Source organism: Limosilactobacillus agrestimuris (assembly GCF_943193105.1).
GTDB classification, from domain to species: domain Bacteria; phylum Bacillota; class Bacilli; order Lactobacillales; family Lactobacillaceae; genus Limosilactobacillus; species Limosilactobacillus agrestimuris.
In genome coordinates this window covers 91,297-107,033 of sequence record NZ_CALPCW010000004.1, presented here as the reverse complement: position 1 = coordinate 107,033, position 15,737 = coordinate 91,297, and the positions used below count along the sequence as shown (strand labels likewise).

The window sequence follows — 15,737 nt, the reverse complement described above, 5'->3', positions numbered from 1 at the left end:
GAAATTGCAATTTGTCATTGCTAGTCATAATCAGGATAAAATTAAAGAGCTTCAACGCATCCTGCGTGTCCGCAAAAATGACGCAATCCCGTATACAGAATTGGTTGAAAAAAAGCACTTTCCCTCTGAAGGCAACCGTTCATATACGGAGAATGCAAGTAGGAAAGCACTTTTTATTAGTAAATTTCTTCCGGAACAATTAGTAATTGCTGATGATTCTGGGTTAACTTTAACGTCCCAACCCGAAATTCTCGGGGTCCGGACTGCACGAGATTTAGTTGCTTATCCAACACCCCATGAATATGACCAACATATTATCGAGCTCGTTCAGGGTAGGGATCGCTCATTTAAAATGACAACGGTGCTTGCCTGTGCTTATCAAGGGAGGATCCTTAAAGTAGCACGTGGGGTCCTAGCTGGTCAGATTGCAAGAGCAGAAGAGGGAACAGCTGGAGAAGGATTTAGTAGAATCTTAATTCCTGAAGGTTCAAGCAAAACACTAGCACAGATGACGTTTGATGAATCTTACCCTTATTTGACACGTTCGCGAGCCGCTGAGGAACTTGATCGCTTTCTAAAAGAAGATCACAATTAAAGATAAGCAGAGGTTGATGATCATTCCTCCAAGTACCAATCGTGAGTGATGTGGATTACCAAACGTTACGAGTTTTTCTCGAAAAGCATTTGCGGTAAAAGCAAAGAGAACAATAGAAAAGATTAACCATATCAGGTTAACGAGTAGTTGAGTTTTCCAGGTAAGAAACAGCTGAATGATCTGGCATGTTAACAGAATGAAGAAAAAACACCGGGTAATAATTAAGCAATCATTAACATGTTTTTCCATCTTGGCGTGGAGACCAGTAGTGGAAGAAATTAAGAGAATAATGATCGCAAATAGGATTAACAGATTTAGCATCGGGAAGCTCCTTTCAGAATTTGATTGTAACACTGATGCGAATTCATGGGAGTGAAACGAGTACTTTGCTTGAAAAAATGGCAAAAAAAGTGTATCGTACATTACTGTGTTTACTAAAATAATGAAGAGGTGATAGCCTGTGGCTGATTTTGAAATTGGTGATCTTATTAAGGCAAAGAAGTTCGGTCCAATGGAACATGATTTTACCGGAATTGTTGAAAAAGTATACAATAACTCTGTAATGATTTCGATCCAGGATTTTGAACCCAGTGATAAGAACGGGGTTAATGAATTAAACAGCCGTGCAGTTATTCGGCAAAGTGAAGCCAAGATGATCAAGGCTGTTCCACGTACCGAAAAGAGTGATGACGAAGATGAAGACAGTAGTAAAGATGCTGACAAGAAATCTTCAAAGTCATCTGATGATAAAAAGACAACAAAAAAATCATCAAAAAAGGCTGACAAATAGTTAAATTAGCGATATACTTACTAAGTAATTGTTATTACTTAGTTCATGCGGGTATAGTTTAGTGGTAAAACTTAACCTTCCCAAGGTTGCGTCGCGAGTTCGATTCTCGTTACCCGCTTAAAAATTGGATTGAAAAATAACCTTCAAGGTAAGCCTTGAAGGTTATTTTTTTACTGAACCTCTTTGAGGACCGCGGTAAGTTGTTTTGCTGATGCTTGCATTTTGGCTAGTTCAGTAGGTGATAATTGATATTCAACTACTTGACCGATTCCTTGACGGTTAATAATTGCTGGTGAACCAAGGTAAAGGCCATTGATCCCGTATTGTCCAGTGAGGGGAGCCGAAACTGGAATGACTGTATTTTGGTTTTCAACAATCGCGCACACAATTGTTGAGAGGCATTTGGCGACTCCATAGAAAGTGGCGCCTTTATGTTGAATGATTTTTGCACCAGCCTGCCGAACTTGTTTCTCAATTTCGTCCTTTTCTTCTGGTGTTAATTGGATGATTTCATCTAATGGGCGCCCGTTAATTATGGTTTCATCAAAAGTGACAAACGAAGAATCACCGTGTTCACCAAGAACTTGTGAATCGACCGCATTTACTGAAATATTTAGACGTTGACTAAGAATTAATCGTAGGCGCATCGTATCCAGAGAGGTACCGGTACCGATAACTCGTTCTTTTGGAAAACCAGAAATTTGCTGGGTAAGTGTTGTTAAGAGATCAACCGGGTTACTAGAAATAACAAAAATACCATTGAAACCACTAGCAACGATTGACTCAACAATTCCCTTGAGAATTTTTATATTCTTATGAATTAGGTCTAAGCGACTTTCGCCAGGCTTCCGTGGAACACCAGCGGTAATAACTACGACATCCGCATCATGGGCATCTTCATAATTACCAGCAAAAACATCGGTTGGTCCAGTTAAAGGAGTAATATCAGCAAGGTCAAGCGCATCTCCAATAGCTTTATCGTGGTTTCGAGTAACAATAACGAGTTCATCAACTTCACGATTTGATTGAAGGAGGGAGAACGCAAAGGCAGAGCCGACAGCACCATCCCCAACTAAGACAACTTTATGACGATAATGGTTAATCATTATAATTCCTTCTTCTTTAATTCACGTTGTGCAGCCCAGTGATTAATTGGACCAAATTTATGGCCAACTTCAATTGGGTGTGAAATTGCAGCATAGACCGCATCTTTAGCCCGGAGAACGGCACTCTTAACGTCTGTTCCCTTGGCTAATTCAGCAGCGATAACGGCAGAGAAAGTATCACCGGTACCATTAACGTGGGTGGTATCAAAAAATGGCTTACTTAATTCAAAGTGTGAGCCATCTTCTAATAAGACAACGTCAACTACTTCTTTTTGGTTAGGGTCATTATGTTCCCCCTTAATTACCACGTTCTTTGCTCCCATTTCTTGGAGCTTCTTTGCGGCAATGAACATTTCTTTAGTGTCCTTTAATTCAATGCCAGTTAACTTTTGTGCTTCATAGAAATTAGGTGTAATCACGGTAGCAAGCGGAATGATTCGTTCACGGAAGAGCTCATATGCTGACTGTTCCAGGAGCATTGCACCGTGTTTAGTGATGATTACTGGATCAACCACCAATGGACCAAAGTCAACCTTCGTATACTGATCAGCGACAACATTGATTACGTCATCATTAGCCAGCATCCCTGTTTTGGCAGCTGAAATTTTAAAATCAGCGGATAAGGTCTTAAACTGTTGTTCAATAAAGTCCTTTGGCATTACTTGTGCTGCATCGATTCCGTAAGAATTACCGGAAACAGCTGCGGTAAGAAGGCCGTGACCATAAACACCGTCTGCGAAAAATGCGTGAAGGTCAGCGGGCATCCCTGCACTACCGTCTGAGTCATGACCAGCGATTGTTACTGCTTGTACTTGTTGGTTAATCATGTCTATCAGCAACCTTTCTATAACATGTTTGGGAAAATTGTAACATAAAAGATCGGTGGTGACTCAATAAAGGGCTTGCAAGAACAAGAATTATTGCAAGCATTTGTATTAAAATGAATTGAAAAAATTCTTGTTTACAAACGAATGAATTATGATACACTAGACAAGAAACCAATGATTGAAGAGTAGTAGTAAGAAACGGTTTATCAGCGATCCTGTGATGGTGGGAGTCAGGAATTTCGTTCTTATGAAGGCGTGCTTCATAGGTAAAACTTAATAAATGAGTGGAATTCTAATTCAATTAGAGTGGTACCGCGGGAAAATCTCGTCTCTAGTAAATATTGCTTATTTACTGGGGATTTTTTGTATAGGAGGAATTAATTTATGGACGAAAAATTACAAGTTGCCAATGCCTTAGCTGTTGCATTACCAGACTTAGAGTTAAATGAAATCGAAGAAAAAATTGAACGGCCAAAGGATTCAAATAATGGGGACTATGCCTTCCCAACATTTTTCTTAGCCAAGAGCTTACACAAGGCTCCTCAAATGATTGCTAGTGAATTAATAGAGAAAATTGATCAAAGTGGCTTTGACAAGGTTGTTGTTGCCGGCCCATACATTAACTTCTTCCTTGATAAGGCCAATGTTGGTGCTGATGTCCTTAAGTCAATTTTGAACGATCCTGAACACTATGGTGAAAGTGATCTTGGTCATAAGGCTAACGTAACAATTGACTACTCCTCACCTAACATTGCTAAGCCAATGGGGATGGGACACCTTCGTTCAACCATGATCGGTGAGGCAATTGCCCGGATCCTTGAAAAGGTTAACTACAATTTGATCCGGATTGATTACCTTGGTGATTGGGGAACTCAATTTGGTAAGATGATGGCTGCTTACGAAATGTGGGGTGACAGCCAAGAAGTCCAAGATGGCTTAAAGAACGATCCAATTAATACCCTGCTTCAACTCTATGTTCGGATTAATACCGAAGCCGATGAACACCCAGAATACACAGATGCTGGTCGTGAATGGTTTGCAAAGTTGGAACACGGTGATGAAGAAGCATGGCGTCTTTGGCACTGGTTCCGTGAAATTTCCTTGGAACGGTTCCAACGGGTTTACAAGATGCTGGATGTTAAGTTTGATTCATTTAATGGTGAAGCATTCTCAGCACAAAAGATGGAAGAACCAATCCAACTTCTCCGTGACAAGGGATTGTTAAAGAAGAGTCGTGGTGCTGAAATTGTTGATCTTGATCAATTTAACTTGCCACCATTGTTAATTATCAAGAGTAATGGAACAACTACTTACATCACCCGTGATTTGGCTACTGCCCTGTTCCGGAAGCGGATGTACGGCCATGCTAAGTCACTCTATGTTGTTGGTGCTGAACAAGAAGTATACTTCAAGCAATTACGGATGGCATTGAAGGAACTTGGCTTTAACTGGTGGGACCAAATTGAACATATTTCATTTGGGTTGATGAACTTGAATGGTCAAAAGATGTCAACTCGTAAAGGTAATGTTGTTTCTCTTGAAGACGTTCTTAATGACTCCGTTGACTTGGCACGGAAGCAAATTGCAGAAAAGAACCCTGATTTGAAGAATGCCGATGAAGTTGCTAAGCAGGTTGGTATCGGTGCCGTAATTTTCCATGATTTAAAGAATTACCGGCGGAATGCGGTTAACTTCAAGCTTGAAGACGTTGTTAAGTTTGAAGGGGAAACCGGTCCCTATGTTCAATATGCTCGGGCACGTGCTGAGAGTATTTTGAGGAAGGGCGGTATCCGTGACTTCAGTAATGTTGACTTAACTCAAGTTGGCGATGGTGCTTGGGAATTAATTAGCTTCTTGGGTCAATACGGTGAAGCTGTAAAGCGGGCTGCGCTTAACTATGATCCATCAGTAGTTGCAAAGTATGCTTTGGAACTTGCAAAGAAGTTTAACCAATACTACGCTCACAACCGGATTTTAAATGATGATCCACAACAACCAGCACGGTTGGCATTAACTCAAGCAGTTAGTCACGTTTTGAAGTCAGCATTAGCTCTCCTTGATGTTAAGGCTCCTGACGAAATGTAATAAATGTCATAGCTAGATAAAAGCAACCTAAGATTATCATCTAGGACTAATCTTAGGTTGCTTTATTATTTTAAAATTTAGTTATGCTCAACAAGAAGAAACTACGGTAAAAATATCCTGTGTTAAAATGATTTAGATTTAATGTTATTCAATATGGGGATTAATAAATGAGAAGAGAACCAGAAAAGCCTCCTTTCCGTGAACGGTTACAGGCCTGGCTAAAGCAACTTTGGCAACGGATAAAGGAAATTTTAAAAGAATTATGGCAACGTTTTATACGTTGGTTAAAACAATTTTGGCACCGGTATCAGATAACACGGTGGCTAATTGTTATTTGTTTATCACTGTTTTTAGTAACTAGCATTTACCTGACGTTTGTTGCTAAAACGGCAGATGTTAAAAATCTTGAGGATCGTTTGCAACGGCCAACCATGATTTATGACCGTAATGGTGATTCAGCAGGTAGCCTTTACTCACAAAAAGGAACCTATGTATCCTTGAATAAAATTTCACCGAACGTTCCAGCAGCGGTGATTTCTACAGAGGACCGTAATTTTTACCATGAGCACGGTTTCTCAATTAAGGGTCTCGGCCGGGCCGGATTCTTGCTAATTAAAAATAAGCTACTCCACCGGAACTATATTTCTGGTGGGGGAAGTACTTTAACGCAACAGCTAGTTAAAAATGCCTTTTTGACTCAGCAACAAAGCTTCTCCCGGAAGGCTCGTGAAATCTTTATTGCGGTAGAGGTTGAGAACCAATATAGTAAAAAGAAGATTCTAACGATGTACCTCAACAATGCTTACTTTGGTAACGGTGTATGGGGTGTTCAAGATGCGGCAAGGCGATATTTTGACTGTGATGCTGATGAATTAACCGTTCCTCAAGCAGCAACGTTAGCGGGGATGTTAACGTCACCGGGAATTTATGATCCGGTTGCCCATCCCGACGCAACGAAGCAACGACGGAACCTTGTTTTACAATTAATGGTTGAAAATCATCAACTAAGCCAATCTGCGGCAAACCAATATAAGGAAACGCCATTGGAAGTTAGGAACGGGTATGTTACACCAAATACTTACCGTTATCCGTACTATTTTGATGCTGTAATTTCTGAGGCAATTAGTAAGTACCACCTTTCAGAAAAGGAAATCATGAATAATGGTTATAAGATCTATACAACGTTAGATCAGGATCAGCAACGTTCCATGCAGCAAACTTACGAAGATGACGATAACTTCCCAAGTGATTCGGTTGACGGAACTAAAGTGCAATCAGCATCAGTAGCTATGAATCCCAAGACTGGTGGAATTACAGCAATTGTCGGTGGCCGAGGGAAGCATGTCTTCCGTGGCTTTAACCGGGGAACACAGATGCGGCGACAACCAGGTTCAACAATTAAACCATTGGTCGTTTATGCGCCAGCATTGGAACATGGCTACTTCTATGATTCAACACTTCAGGATAAAAAGCAGTCATACGGCACTAATGATTATACGCCAAAGAACTATGACGATACGTATGCCGGAAGTGTTCCAATGTATAAAGCAGTTTATGAAAGCTTGAATGCTCCAGCGGTCTGGTTGCTGAATAAGATCGGTGTTAATACTGGGTATAAGATGGCCCAGAAGTTTGACTTACCGGTTGAGAAAAGCGACAAAAACTTGGCACTTGCCCTTGGTGGAATGACTAAGGGGGTTTCTCCAGAACAAATTGCCCGGGCTTATTCGACATTTGCGAATGAAGGAAAAATGCCAGATACGCACTATATTACAAAAATTAAAGATGCTTCTGGCAAAACCATTGTTACTGCCAAACCGGCTAAGCCAAAGCGGGTTGTGACTGCTAATACTGCAAAAAACATGACCAGTATGTTAATTGGGGTGTTTGAACACGGGACCGGACAATCAGCTCGTCCAGCAGGTTATACTTTAGCCGGGAAAACAGGGACAACCGAATCTGCAGTTAAGAGTAATAGTGCCGATGATCGTGATAAGTGGATTGTTGGTTATACTCCTGATGTAGTGGTTGCTACTTGGGAAGGGTATGATGACACTAATTCATCGCATGCCCTCCAGGATATTTCAATGAAGAATGTTAATAGCCTTTACAAAGTAGAAATGGCTGGTATCTTGAAAAATACGCCAAATACGAAGTTTAATGTTCAAGATGCTCAGACGCGTGCAACTGCGAATAGTGGAAAGAGTAGTAAAGGTTGGGGCTCATTCTTGAAGAATGGTGGCGACTTAATGAATCGCTTTAACCAATCGGTAAATGATTTTGGTAATCGTGCAGGTCAGTTATGGAATGATGTTCGTTCTTTATTCTGAAAAAATGATGATTAGGCGATAGTATGATACAATCAAATTGTTGAATAAATGAAAAGAGGTTACAAAAAATGGTTAATATTTATGACACCGCTAATGAACTTAGTAATCAACTAAAAGAAACACAAGAATATCAAGGTTTGAAGAAGGCTTTTGATAACTTAAAGGCCCAAAAGGATACTTTTGATACTTTCAAGAAGTTCCAACAAATGCAAGCTAACGCTCAACAAAAGCAAATGGCTGGCCAAAAGTTAACTCAAGACGAAATTAACGCAATCCAAACAATTGCTAAGGAAATGAGTTCTAAGCCTGAAGTACAAACTTTAATGAACCAAGAACGGGCTGTTGATAACATGCTCCAACAACTCAACCGGACAATTACTAGTCCTATTCAAGACATTTACAAGGACGTTATGCCACAAGGCCCACAACTAGCTGACAAGTAACTGTTAATTTAGTTATAAAAATGAAACGGGAAGATGAATGATGACGGTCGTGTCTGAATACTCTTCCCGTTTTTTTATTCAAAGGGTGAAAAGATGAAGTTTATTCATACTGCAGATTTACATTTAGATAGTCCATTTCGGGGACTTGCTGATATGCCAACGCAGATTTGGCAAAAGATTCATCGGTCTACTTTTACAGCATTTGAACGAATTGTTGATAATGCCATTAAAGAACAAGTCGATTTTGTTTTAATTGTTGGTGACATCTATGATCGGGACCACCATAGTGCTGAAGCGGAAGATTTTTTTGTTCGTCAATGTCAACGCTTAAACGAACATCAGATTCCAGTGTACCTAAGTTACGGCAACCATGATTACCAAATAGTTAGTGAAGGGGTAACTTCACTTCCCCAGAACGTTCATGTTTTCGGCAATCAGGTTGAAACCAAAACATTAACACTTTCGAATAAAGAAACGGTATCGATTACTGGATTTAGCTATGGGAAGCGCTGGTTATCAGCTGATCAGGTAGGTAGTTTTCCAAGTAAGACAACCACTGATTGGCATATTGGGATGCTTCATGGGGCACTTGCTCAAAATAATTCCGAACAGGACCACTATGCTCCATTTACGGTAGCAGAGCTTTTACAAAAGAACTATGATTACTGGGCATTAGGTCATATTCATAAACACCAAGTACTTAATGATAATCCTCCGGTTGTTTATCCTGGTGATCCCCAAGGTCGGCATAAAAATGAGGATGGCCAACATGGTTATTACCTTGTTCAAAGTGATTCAAGTAAGCTGAAGGCAGAATTTAAGGCCATTGCACCAATTGAGTGGTGTACGGTTAACGCTAATTTAGATCACTTACAAGCTGCTGATACCATAATTGAAAGATTACAACAGCAAGTTAAGTCGGGTGAGCAGTTTAAGATGATTGCGTTAAATATTCAGCCAACTGGTGAAATGAATGCTCTAACAAAACAGTTAATTACTAACGGAACAATTTTAGAACGGCTTCAGGAACAAATTGCAGAAGAAGATTCGCCAACATGGTGGCCTTATCAAATTAACCTTCTTGAGGAGGCTAATCTTCCCAAGATGACTGATTTAGATCAAGAATATTGGGATCAAGCCGCTAAAGAAGTTTTTAATCAATCGGCAATGGTAGAGTTAGCGGGAAGATTATCAAAGTATGATTTTATTGCTGAACATTTTACAGAACCTTCAATGATTGAAGAATTGCGTCGTGAGGCTAGTCAAGAATTAGGCAAGGAGGACCATCATGAAGATTAAAAGGGTTCACATTGATGGCTTTGGAAAATGGCATGATCAAGACTTTAAATTTACTGATAATCCAGTATTGATTTACGGAGCAAATGAAGCGGGGAAGACAACCTTAGCTGCCTTTATATTGAGTATTCTTTTTGGTTTTGCGGATGGTCGCGGAAAGAATAAGTACCAACAATACCTTCCTAAGGATGGTTCAGGTTACGGCGGCTCACTGACGGTTGATGCAAACCAACACCAGTACGTTATTAAACGGGTTAAGGGAAAAAATGGTGGCAAGGTAACGATCACTAATGAAGAAGGAAAAAAGGAAAGAGCTGATTTCCTCGCCGAATTAATTGGTCCGTTAGATCGAGAACTTTATCAAGCAATTTATAGTTTTAACCAAAATAATATCTTAAATGATGAACTTGACCGGGAACAACTTGAACAACAGTTACAACGACTGGGAGCAGTTGGTAGCCAAGAGTGGCTCCAGCAAATTGCCCGTTTAGAAAAAAGCGCTGACTCACTATATAAGCCACGTGGTAGAAAATTAAGCTTAAACCGTCACTTAAAGGAATACGATGAACTCCATGAACGAGTTAATCAAGCCCAGTCGCAAAGTAGTGATTATCATCGGCTGGTCGAGGAACAGGCCAAAGGGCAGTTTAAGCTAAAGAAGCTCCAACAAGAACAACCTAAACTTAAAGACAAAGTTGAAAAAGTAGAACGCCTTCAACGGTTATGGCCTGTGTTTGAACAATGGCGTAGTCACCAGCAAAAGTCAGAGGCAGGAATAAAGTTAACAGATGAGAAAATAGTTAAGGTTCAGGAAATTCAAAGTCAAGAACGGGAACTGCGAAAACAAATTCAAACACTTGAGCCACAGTTGCTTGAACAGCAAGCAGTTATTAAGGAACTTTCTACTCCTGAAGTAAATGACTATCGACAACAAAGAGTCCACTACCAACAGTTGAAGGATCAATTGTTGACATTGCAAATTCAAGGCAATAACCAGGGAACGGATCGGCAAGCCAAATGGCAAAACGAGCTTAAGCAATTAGAAGAACGATACGGGAATTCTAATTTACTAGCACCGCTTTCTGAACGGGCTGTTAGTGAGCTTGAGGGATTGCTCAATGCTATTTCTCATGAGGCGAATAACCAAAGTCTGTTTATTCCTGGAATTGGGATTGTCCTTTTTATCATTGGACTAATTCTTCACCAGCCGCTGATATGGATTTTAGGAATAATTGCTCTTTGTGCAGCGGGTGGTTTATGGTTCAAGCAACAACAGCATGAAAAGCAACTCGCTGAAGAACAGCATTCACAATTACGGCAATTTGGAGAACGGCATGGTTTATCTTCGTTTCCCACTGATAAATGGTTAGCGATGCAGCCTGATCTTCATCGTTATCAGGATTTAAAAGCTCAGTTAGAACAAGTTGATCAAAGTAAAAGTGAGTTTAATCAACGATTGGAAAGCTTAAAACGTCAGTTACCAATTAAGATGGTAGCCGATTCAATTAACGAGTTAATCAATAGTTATAATCGTTGGCTTGTTGAAATGCAAGATCGTTCACAACAGTTAGCTGGTGCAGAACAAGAACAAACTAGACTACAAAATCACCTTGACCAGTTAAAAGTCCAGCTAACAACTGAACTCAAAAATAAGGAAGCTGAATATAAGTCCTTCAATATTAAAAACGATGATGATTTTAAACGACTTCAGACACAAAAGGTTACGGAGCAGACAAGAAAGGTCACCACTGAGGTTTACGGGCAACAATTAACCAATAATGACCGTAAGCAGTTGGCATATTATACTGATAAGGCTCTCCTAGACAAGGATGTTTCAGTTGCTCACCAGGAATTGGCAGCTAACGAACAAGGGCAGACAGAAATTGAAACAAAATTAGCTCAACTTAAGGTTCAGATTAACTCGCTAGTTCAAGATGGTTCATTTAGTGAATTAAACCAGCAATTAGCCAATTTGCAAACAACAATCTGGCACGAGACAAAACAATGGTTAAGTGAACAATTTGCTATTCGGTGGATTAATGGTGCCTTAAAGCTTGCTTCTCAAGATCGTTATCCGAAGATCCTTCAGCAGGCAGAAAAATTCTTTGCTATTTTGACTAATGATCGTTATCAAAAAATAATGGTAGATGATGATGGAATTAGTACTTTGAGTCAAGAACAGCAGGTCTTTCAGGTACCTGAATTATCACTTGGTACGGCTGAGCAATTGTTTATTTCACTCCGCCTTGGCTTTATTGCGGTCATTAGTGATCAAATTAAATTGCCAATAATGGTAGATGATGGCTTTGTTAACTTTGATAATGTACGTCGTGGTCGCATGCTTGAATTATTAAAGCAAATGGCCACGGAAAATCAGGTAATTTACTTTACCGCAAATGATCAAATTAAAGAATTGGGTTCACCAGTGATTGACCTTGACCGATTAAATAAGAATAAAGTTTGAAAATCATTTAAACATTCTTTATCAAGACAGCGCATCACATATCGAGTGTGGTATATTAGACTGGTAAGTTTTATGAGAATTATAAATAAATCAAGGAAGTGTTTTTGTGAAGTCGAAAAAATTAATTGCAATCATTGCTTGTGCAACATTGGCTCTTCCCTTAGCCGCTTGTGGAAGCAAGGCTGTTGCAACAACTAGTGGTGGAAAGATTACTCAAGAAGAGTACTACAACGAAATGAAGTCAACCACTAATGGTAAACAAGTTCTTCAACAAATGATCTTGGATAAGGTCTTGGATAAGGAATACGGGAAGCAAGTTTCCGATAAGCAGGTTAATGCTCAGTACAATACCTACAAAAACCAATATGGTTCACAATTTAGTGCGGTATTGCAACAACAAGGATTAACCGAAAAGACGTTAAAACAACAAATTCGTTCTAACTTATGCTTGGAAGCAGCCGTTCGGAGTTATACCCATATCACTAACGCTCAGATTAATAAGCAATGGAAAAACTATGAGCCAAAAGTCCAAACTGCCGAAATTCTTGTTGGGAGTAAGGATGATGCTCAAGAAATCATTGATCAGTTAAATAACTCTGATCACCCTTACAAGACCTTTAAGAAGCTAGTTAAGTCTAAATCAACTGATAATTCTACTAAGAAGGCTGACGGAAAGGTTGCTGCCTTTGATAATACTTCTACTTCTGTTGATTCAGCTTACAAGAAGGCAGCCTTTAAGTTAAAGACTGGTGAATTCACTACTGAACCAGTTAAGACGGATGATGGTTATGTTGTTATTTACATGATTGAACACCCTGCTAAGGGAAAGAAGAGCCAACACATCAATGACTTAAGAACCCAAATCGTTCAAGAAAAGATGAACGATCCGAAGTTCTTACACAAGGTTGTTTCAAATGTTCTGAAGAAGGGGAATGTTTCGATTAAGGATAATGACCTGAAGAACATTATGGATGATTACTTAAACAGTAATGCAACTACTACTAAATCAAATAATGGTTCTTCATTAGGAAGTAACTAATTTAATATAAATAAAAGGAAGCTCCTGCTATCCGATTTAGTCGAATGCGGGAACTTCCTTTTATTTCATTTTATCAATAATTTGTTGGATCTTTTCAAGGCGAGGTTGGCTTTTGAATTGCCATTGTTCCACATCATATTTAGCGCTGTCTAGATAGTGGCTAACTCCCTTAGTGGCGCCTTGTAAACGTTGCACATTAGATTGTAATTGTTTAAGTGAGCCGAGAAGAAATTTGATATTATTGATATCTTTTTGAAAATAATTAGTTATTGGTGTTGTCAAAGTGTTGCTTAATTGATTCTTGAATTTCCCTGTATTTAGCGTCATTGTATTCACCTGAATTATCTTTAAAAATCATCTTAAAGTCATCTTGATCAGAGTAGCGAGGGATTAAGTGGATGTGTGAGTGGAAAACGGATTGGTAAGCAACTTTACCGTTATTGTTAAGGACGTTCAATCCCTTGATCTTAGGGTTAGAAGCCTTAACTGCCCGGGCAATCTTTGGAAGACGTGAGAAGACAGCCGCTGCTAATTCCTCGTCATATGCGAATAGGTCAGGAACATGCTTCTTTGGAATAACCAAGGTATGACCAGGGGTGCCTTGTGAAATATCAAGAAATGCCTTTACCACGTTGTCCTCATATACCGTGTAACTTGGGATCTCACCCTTAACAATTTTGCAAAAAATACAATCGTCCATTAATGATCGCTCCTTTTAAAACTTATTGTTACCATAAGTATACCAAAAGTATTCTAAAAAGGAGTTGTCAATAAGTGACCTATGATATAATCAACGCTAGATAAGTCAATAAAAAAGAGGAAAAATAATGGCACTTGAAATTAAAAATCTGGTAGGAGGATATTCCCAAATTCCAGTATTAAAAGATATTAGTTTCCAGGTAAAAGCTGGAGAATTAGTTGGCTTAATTGGCCTTAATGGGGCCGGGAAGTCAACAACGATTAATCATGTTATTGGTTTATTAAGGCCTTTTTCTGGCGAAATTACTCTAAATGGCGTTAATATCCAAAAAGATCCAGTTGATTATAAAAAGCAAATTGCTTATGTTCCAGAAACACCGATCCTCTATGATGAGTTAACGCTTCGGGAACATATTGAATTGACAATTAAGGCTTATGGATTAAAGCATGATGATGCTTGGGAAAGAGCCCACAAGTTGTTAAAAATTTTTCGACTAGATAACAAACTTGACTGGTTCCCGGCTAATTTTTCAAAGGGGATGAAACAGAAGGTAATGATTTGCTGTGCATTGATGATCGATGCTAAATTGTTGATTGTTGATGAACCTTTTTACGGTCTTGATCCTCTAGCGGTTCATGATTTGCTGGAATTAATTGAAGCAAAGAAAAAGGCTGGGACAGCTGTATTAATGTCAACCCATGTTCTTGATACTGCTCAACGTTATTGTGATCGCTTTGTTCTCTTAGCTAATGGGAAAGTTCGTGCTCACGGAACCTTAGAAGAATTACGACAAAAAGCGGATCGACCGGATGAATCGCTGGATGATATTTATCTAAGCTTAGCAAGGAATGATCAAAATGAATAGTTTATTTAGTCAACGTCGTCAAAGACACTTTATGGAACTATTAAAGTATTGGCGATTAGTGTTTAATGATCATTTTGTGATTGCCTTATTCTTCCTCTTCGGTGCATTAGCTTATGGTTATTCGCAATGGTTGCCACAGTTGAATAGTCACTTGTGGTGGCCTCGTTGGCTACTCGTGCTCTGGTTTGTCTTGATTACTCAGGTGGGCAGGCTTGCAACGTTGATTAAGCGACCGGATCCCGTTTTCCTGTTACCGCAAGTGACTGCAATTAAACATTATCTTAAACAAGCAACAACCTATAGTATGATTTTAGGTGTGTTAATGATGCTGGCGCTTTCCGCAGTGGCACTTCCGTTTGCGCTAACCACTGAACGCTTGACTGAAATTGACATTAGCTTGATCCTTATCACGGCGTTGATTACTAAAGTAACCTGGCTTTGGACTGCTAGAAAGGCGATTAGTATTCGATGGGGTGAGCAGCACCGACGAACAACTGCTGAATATTGGGTAAATCCTTTAATCGTCTGGCTTTTTACTTGGCTTGTCGGACCAGCCTGGGGGTTATTGGTAGCCGTAGTTTTACTGGGCGCAATGATTGCTTATTATAGAAATGTAGCAATTGACTGGCGGCTAGCCGTACGGGCAGAACAAGATCGCATGTACAGCATTTACCGTTTATTTAACCTCTTTACTGATGTTCCAAGTGTTCAAGGGAACGTTAAGCAGCGAAAGTGGGCAACTGGATTAATCAGTTTGCTTGAGAATGGTAATCGGCCGTGGGCTTACCTGTATGCGCATGGTTTTATCCGAAACACAGAAGTAAGTGGCTTGGTAATTCGTTTGACCATTGTAGGGATGCTAATTGCTTTCTTTATTCCGGTTAACTGGTTAAATACAGTTGTTGTGCTCCTGTTTGTGTACTTGGTGGCAACCCAAATGATGCCGTTTTATGAGCAATACCAAAATAATGTCTTTACTCATATTTATCCAATTGCTCATCAAGCTCAAGTTAAGGATTTCCAGCGGCTGTTGAGTAAGGTGATTGTGCTTGAGATGTTATTAATTGTAATGGCAAGTGTTGGTCGTGATCTTAATTGGCAACGGTTAATCATAAATCTTATCTTGGGGTTAGGCGAAAGCTATCTTCTAATTAAGTTTTATTTTCAAAATCGAATTAAAAAAATAACAAAGTGAGG

General features: G+C 39.5%; 15 protein-coding genes and 1 tRNA gene. 11 read left to right on the top strand and 5 right to left on the bottom strand.

Annotated features, from left to right (window positions below):
* The first annotated feature begins 4 nt into the window (after positions 1-4).
* Positions 5-595: a non-canonical purine NTP pyrophosphatase gene (locus tag NFR46_RS04315; RefSeq protein ID WP_251574998.1), complete on the top strand. Its 591-nt coding sequence runs from the start codon at positions 5-7 to the stop codon at positions 593-595.
* Here NFR46_RS04315 and NFR46_RS04310 read toward each other — a convergent pair.
* Positions 575-916 (bottom strand): hypothetical protein, encoded by a 342-nt coding sequence (locus NFR46_RS04310; protein WP_251574997.1) that lies wholly within the window; start codon positions 914-916, stop codon positions 575-577. The genes NFR46_RS04315 and NFR46_RS04310 overlap by 21 nt on opposite strands.
* Before the next feature lie 139 nt (positions 917-1,055).
* Here NFR46_RS04310 and NFR46_RS04305 point away from each other — a divergent pair, with 139 nt between their 5' ends.
* Positions 1,056-1,385: a hypothetical protein gene (locus NFR46_RS04305; protein ID WP_251574996.1), complete on the top strand. Its 330-nt coding sequence runs from the start codon at positions 1,056-1,058 to the stop codon at positions 1,383-1,385.
* 47 nt (positions 1,386-1,432) lie between these two features.
* Positions 1,433-1,503, top strand: a tRNA-Gly gene (locus NFR46_RS04300).
* 52 nt (positions 1,504-1,555) lie between these two features.
* On the opposite strand, the gene NFR46_RS04295 is transcribed toward NFR46_RS04300, so the two are convergent.
* Together NFR46_RS04295 and thiD are read right to left on the bottom strand one after the other, a co-directional pair.
* Positions 1,556-2,491, bottom strand: coding sequence for an L-lactate dehydrogenase (locus tag NFR46_RS04295; protein ID WP_251574995.1), 936 nt, complete (start codon positions 2,489-2,491; stop codon positions 1,556-1,558).
* Positions 2,491-3,318, bottom strand: a complete 828-nt coding sequence (gene thiD, locus NFR46_RS04290) for a bifunctional hydroxymethylpyrimidine kinase/phosphomethylpyrimidine kinase (protein WP_251574993.1) — start codon at positions 3,316-3,318, stop codon at positions 2,491-2,493. The genes NFR46_RS04295 and thiD overlap by 1 nt, the downstream gene beginning before the upstream one ends.
* 384 nt (positions 3,319-3,702) lie before the next feature.
* Here thiD and argS point away from each other — a divergent pair, with 384 nt between their 5' ends.
* The 6 genes from argS to NFR46_RS04260 all read left to right on the top strand — a co-directional run bounded on the left by argS (position 3,703) and on the right by NFR46_RS04260 (position 12,975).
* Positions 3,703-5,403 (top strand): arginine--tRNA ligase, encoded by a 1,701-nt coding sequence (argS, locus tag NFR46_RS04285; RefSeq protein ID WP_251574991.1) that lies wholly within the window; start codon positions 3,703-3,705, stop codon positions 5,401-5,403.
* Positions 5,404-5,570: 167 nt separating this feature from the next.
* A complete protein-coding gene (locus NFR46_RS04280) occupies positions 5,571-7,733 on the top strand; it encodes a PBP1A family penicillin-binding protein (RefSeq protein ID WP_251574990.1) in 2,163 nt (720 codons plus the stop codon).
* A gap of 68 nt (positions 7,734-7,801) precedes the next feature.
* A complete protein-coding gene (locus NFR46_RS04275) occupies positions 7,802-8,176 on the top strand; it encodes a YlbF family regulator (RefSeq protein WP_251574988.1) in 375 nt (124 codons plus the stop codon).
* Between the two features lie 93 nt (positions 8,177-8,269).
* On the top strand, positions 8,270-9,475 hold the full coding sequence (locus NFR46_RS04270; RefSeq protein ID WP_251574986.1) for a metallophosphoesterase family protein: 1,206 nt from the start codon (positions 8,270-8,272) through the stop codon (positions 9,473-9,475).
* Positions 9,465-11,936 (top strand): ATP-binding protein, encoded by a 2,472-nt coding sequence (locus tag NFR46_RS04265; RefSeq protein WP_251574984.1) that lies wholly within the window; start codon positions 9,465-9,467, stop codon positions 11,934-11,936. Before NFR46_RS04270 ends, NFR46_RS04265 begins: the two co-directional genes overlap by 11 nt.
* A 106-nt stretch (positions 11,937-12,042) precedes the next feature.
* Positions 12,043-12,975, top strand: a complete 933-nt coding sequence (locus NFR46_RS04260; RefSeq protein WP_251574982.1) for a peptidylprolyl isomerase — start codon at positions 12,043-12,045, stop codon at positions 12,973-12,975.
* A 60-nt stretch (positions 12,976-13,035) separates the two neighbouring features.
* Here NFR46_RS04260 and NFR46_RS09390 read toward each other — a convergent pair whose 3' ends face one another.
* Positions 13,036-13,170, bottom strand: a complete 135-nt coding sequence (locus NFR46_RS09390) for a hypothetical protein (RefSeq protein WP_277612850.1) — start codon at positions 13,168-13,170, stop codon at positions 13,036-13,038.
* 67 nt (positions 13,171-13,237) lie between these two features.
* Positions 13,238-13,675 carry an HIT family protein gene (locus NFR46_RS04255; RefSeq protein WP_251574980.1) on the bottom strand — a complete coding sequence of 146 codons (438 nt, stop codon included), beginning with the start codon at positions 13,673-13,675 and terminating at the stop codon, positions 13,238-13,240.
* Between the two features lie 127 nt (positions 13,676-13,802).
* Between NFR46_RS04255 and NFR46_RS04250 the strand changes: the two genes are divergently transcribed.
* Positions 13,803-14,540 (top strand): ABC transporter ATP-binding protein, encoded by a 738-nt coding sequence (locus NFR46_RS04250; protein ID WP_251574978.1) that lies wholly within the window; start codon positions 13,803-13,805, stop codon positions 14,538-14,540.
* Positions 14,533-15,735, top strand: a complete 1,203-nt coding sequence (locus NFR46_RS04245; protein ID WP_251574976.1) for an ABC transporter permease — start codon at positions 14,533-14,535, stop codon at positions 15,733-15,735. Before NFR46_RS04250 ends, NFR46_RS04245 begins: the two co-directional genes overlap by 8 nt.
* Positions 15,736-15,737 lie beyond the last annotated feature (2 nt).

What these genes read in the sequence shown, in the direction of transcription:
- NFR46_RS04275 (WP_251574988.1), top strand. Translation starts at nt 7,802, where the DNA reads ATGGTTAATATTTATGACACCGCTAATGAACTTAGTAATCAACTAAAA.
- argS (WP_251574991.1), top strand. Translation starts at nt 3,703, where the DNA reads ATGGACGAAAAATTACAAGTTGCCAATGCCTTAGCTGTTGCATTACCA.
- NFR46_RS04255 (WP_251574980.1), bottom strand. Translation starts at nt 13,675, where the DNA reads ATGGACGATTGTATTTTTTGCAAAATTGTTAAGGGTGAGATCCCAAGT.
- NFR46_RS04280 (WP_251574990.1), top strand. Translation starts at nt 5,571, where the DNA reads ATGAGAAGAGAACCAGAAAAGCCTCCTTTCCGTGAACGGTTACAGGCC.
- NFR46_RS04310 (WP_251574997.1), bottom strand. Translation starts at nt 916, where the DNA reads ATGCTAAATCTGTTAATCCTATTTGCGATCATTATTCTCTTAATTTCT.
- NFR46_RS04245 (WP_251574976.1), top strand. Translation starts at nt 14,533, where the DNA reads ATGAATAGTTTATTTAGTCAACGTCGTCAAAGACACTTTATGGAACTA.
- thiD (WP_251574993.1), bottom strand. Translation starts at nt 3,318, where the DNA reads ATGATTAACCAACAAGTACAAGCAGTAACAATCGCTGGTCATGACTCA.
- NFR46_RS04250 (WP_251574978.1), top strand. Translation starts at nt 13,803, where the DNA reads ATGGCACTTGAAATTAAAAATCTGGTAGGAGGATATTCCCAAATTCCA.
- NFR46_RS04265 (WP_251574984.1), top strand. Translation starts at nt 9,465, where the DNA reads ATGAAGATTAAAAGGGTTCACATTGATGGCTTTGGAAAATGGCATGAT.
- NFR46_RS04270 (WP_251574986.1), top strand. Translation starts at nt 8,270, where the DNA reads ATGAAGTTTATTCATACTGCAGATTTACATTTAGATAGTCCATTTCGG.
- NFR46_RS04295 (WP_251574995.1), bottom strand. Translation starts at nt 2,491, where the DNA reads ATGATTAACCATTATCGTCATAAAGTTGTCTTAGTTGGGGATGGTGCT.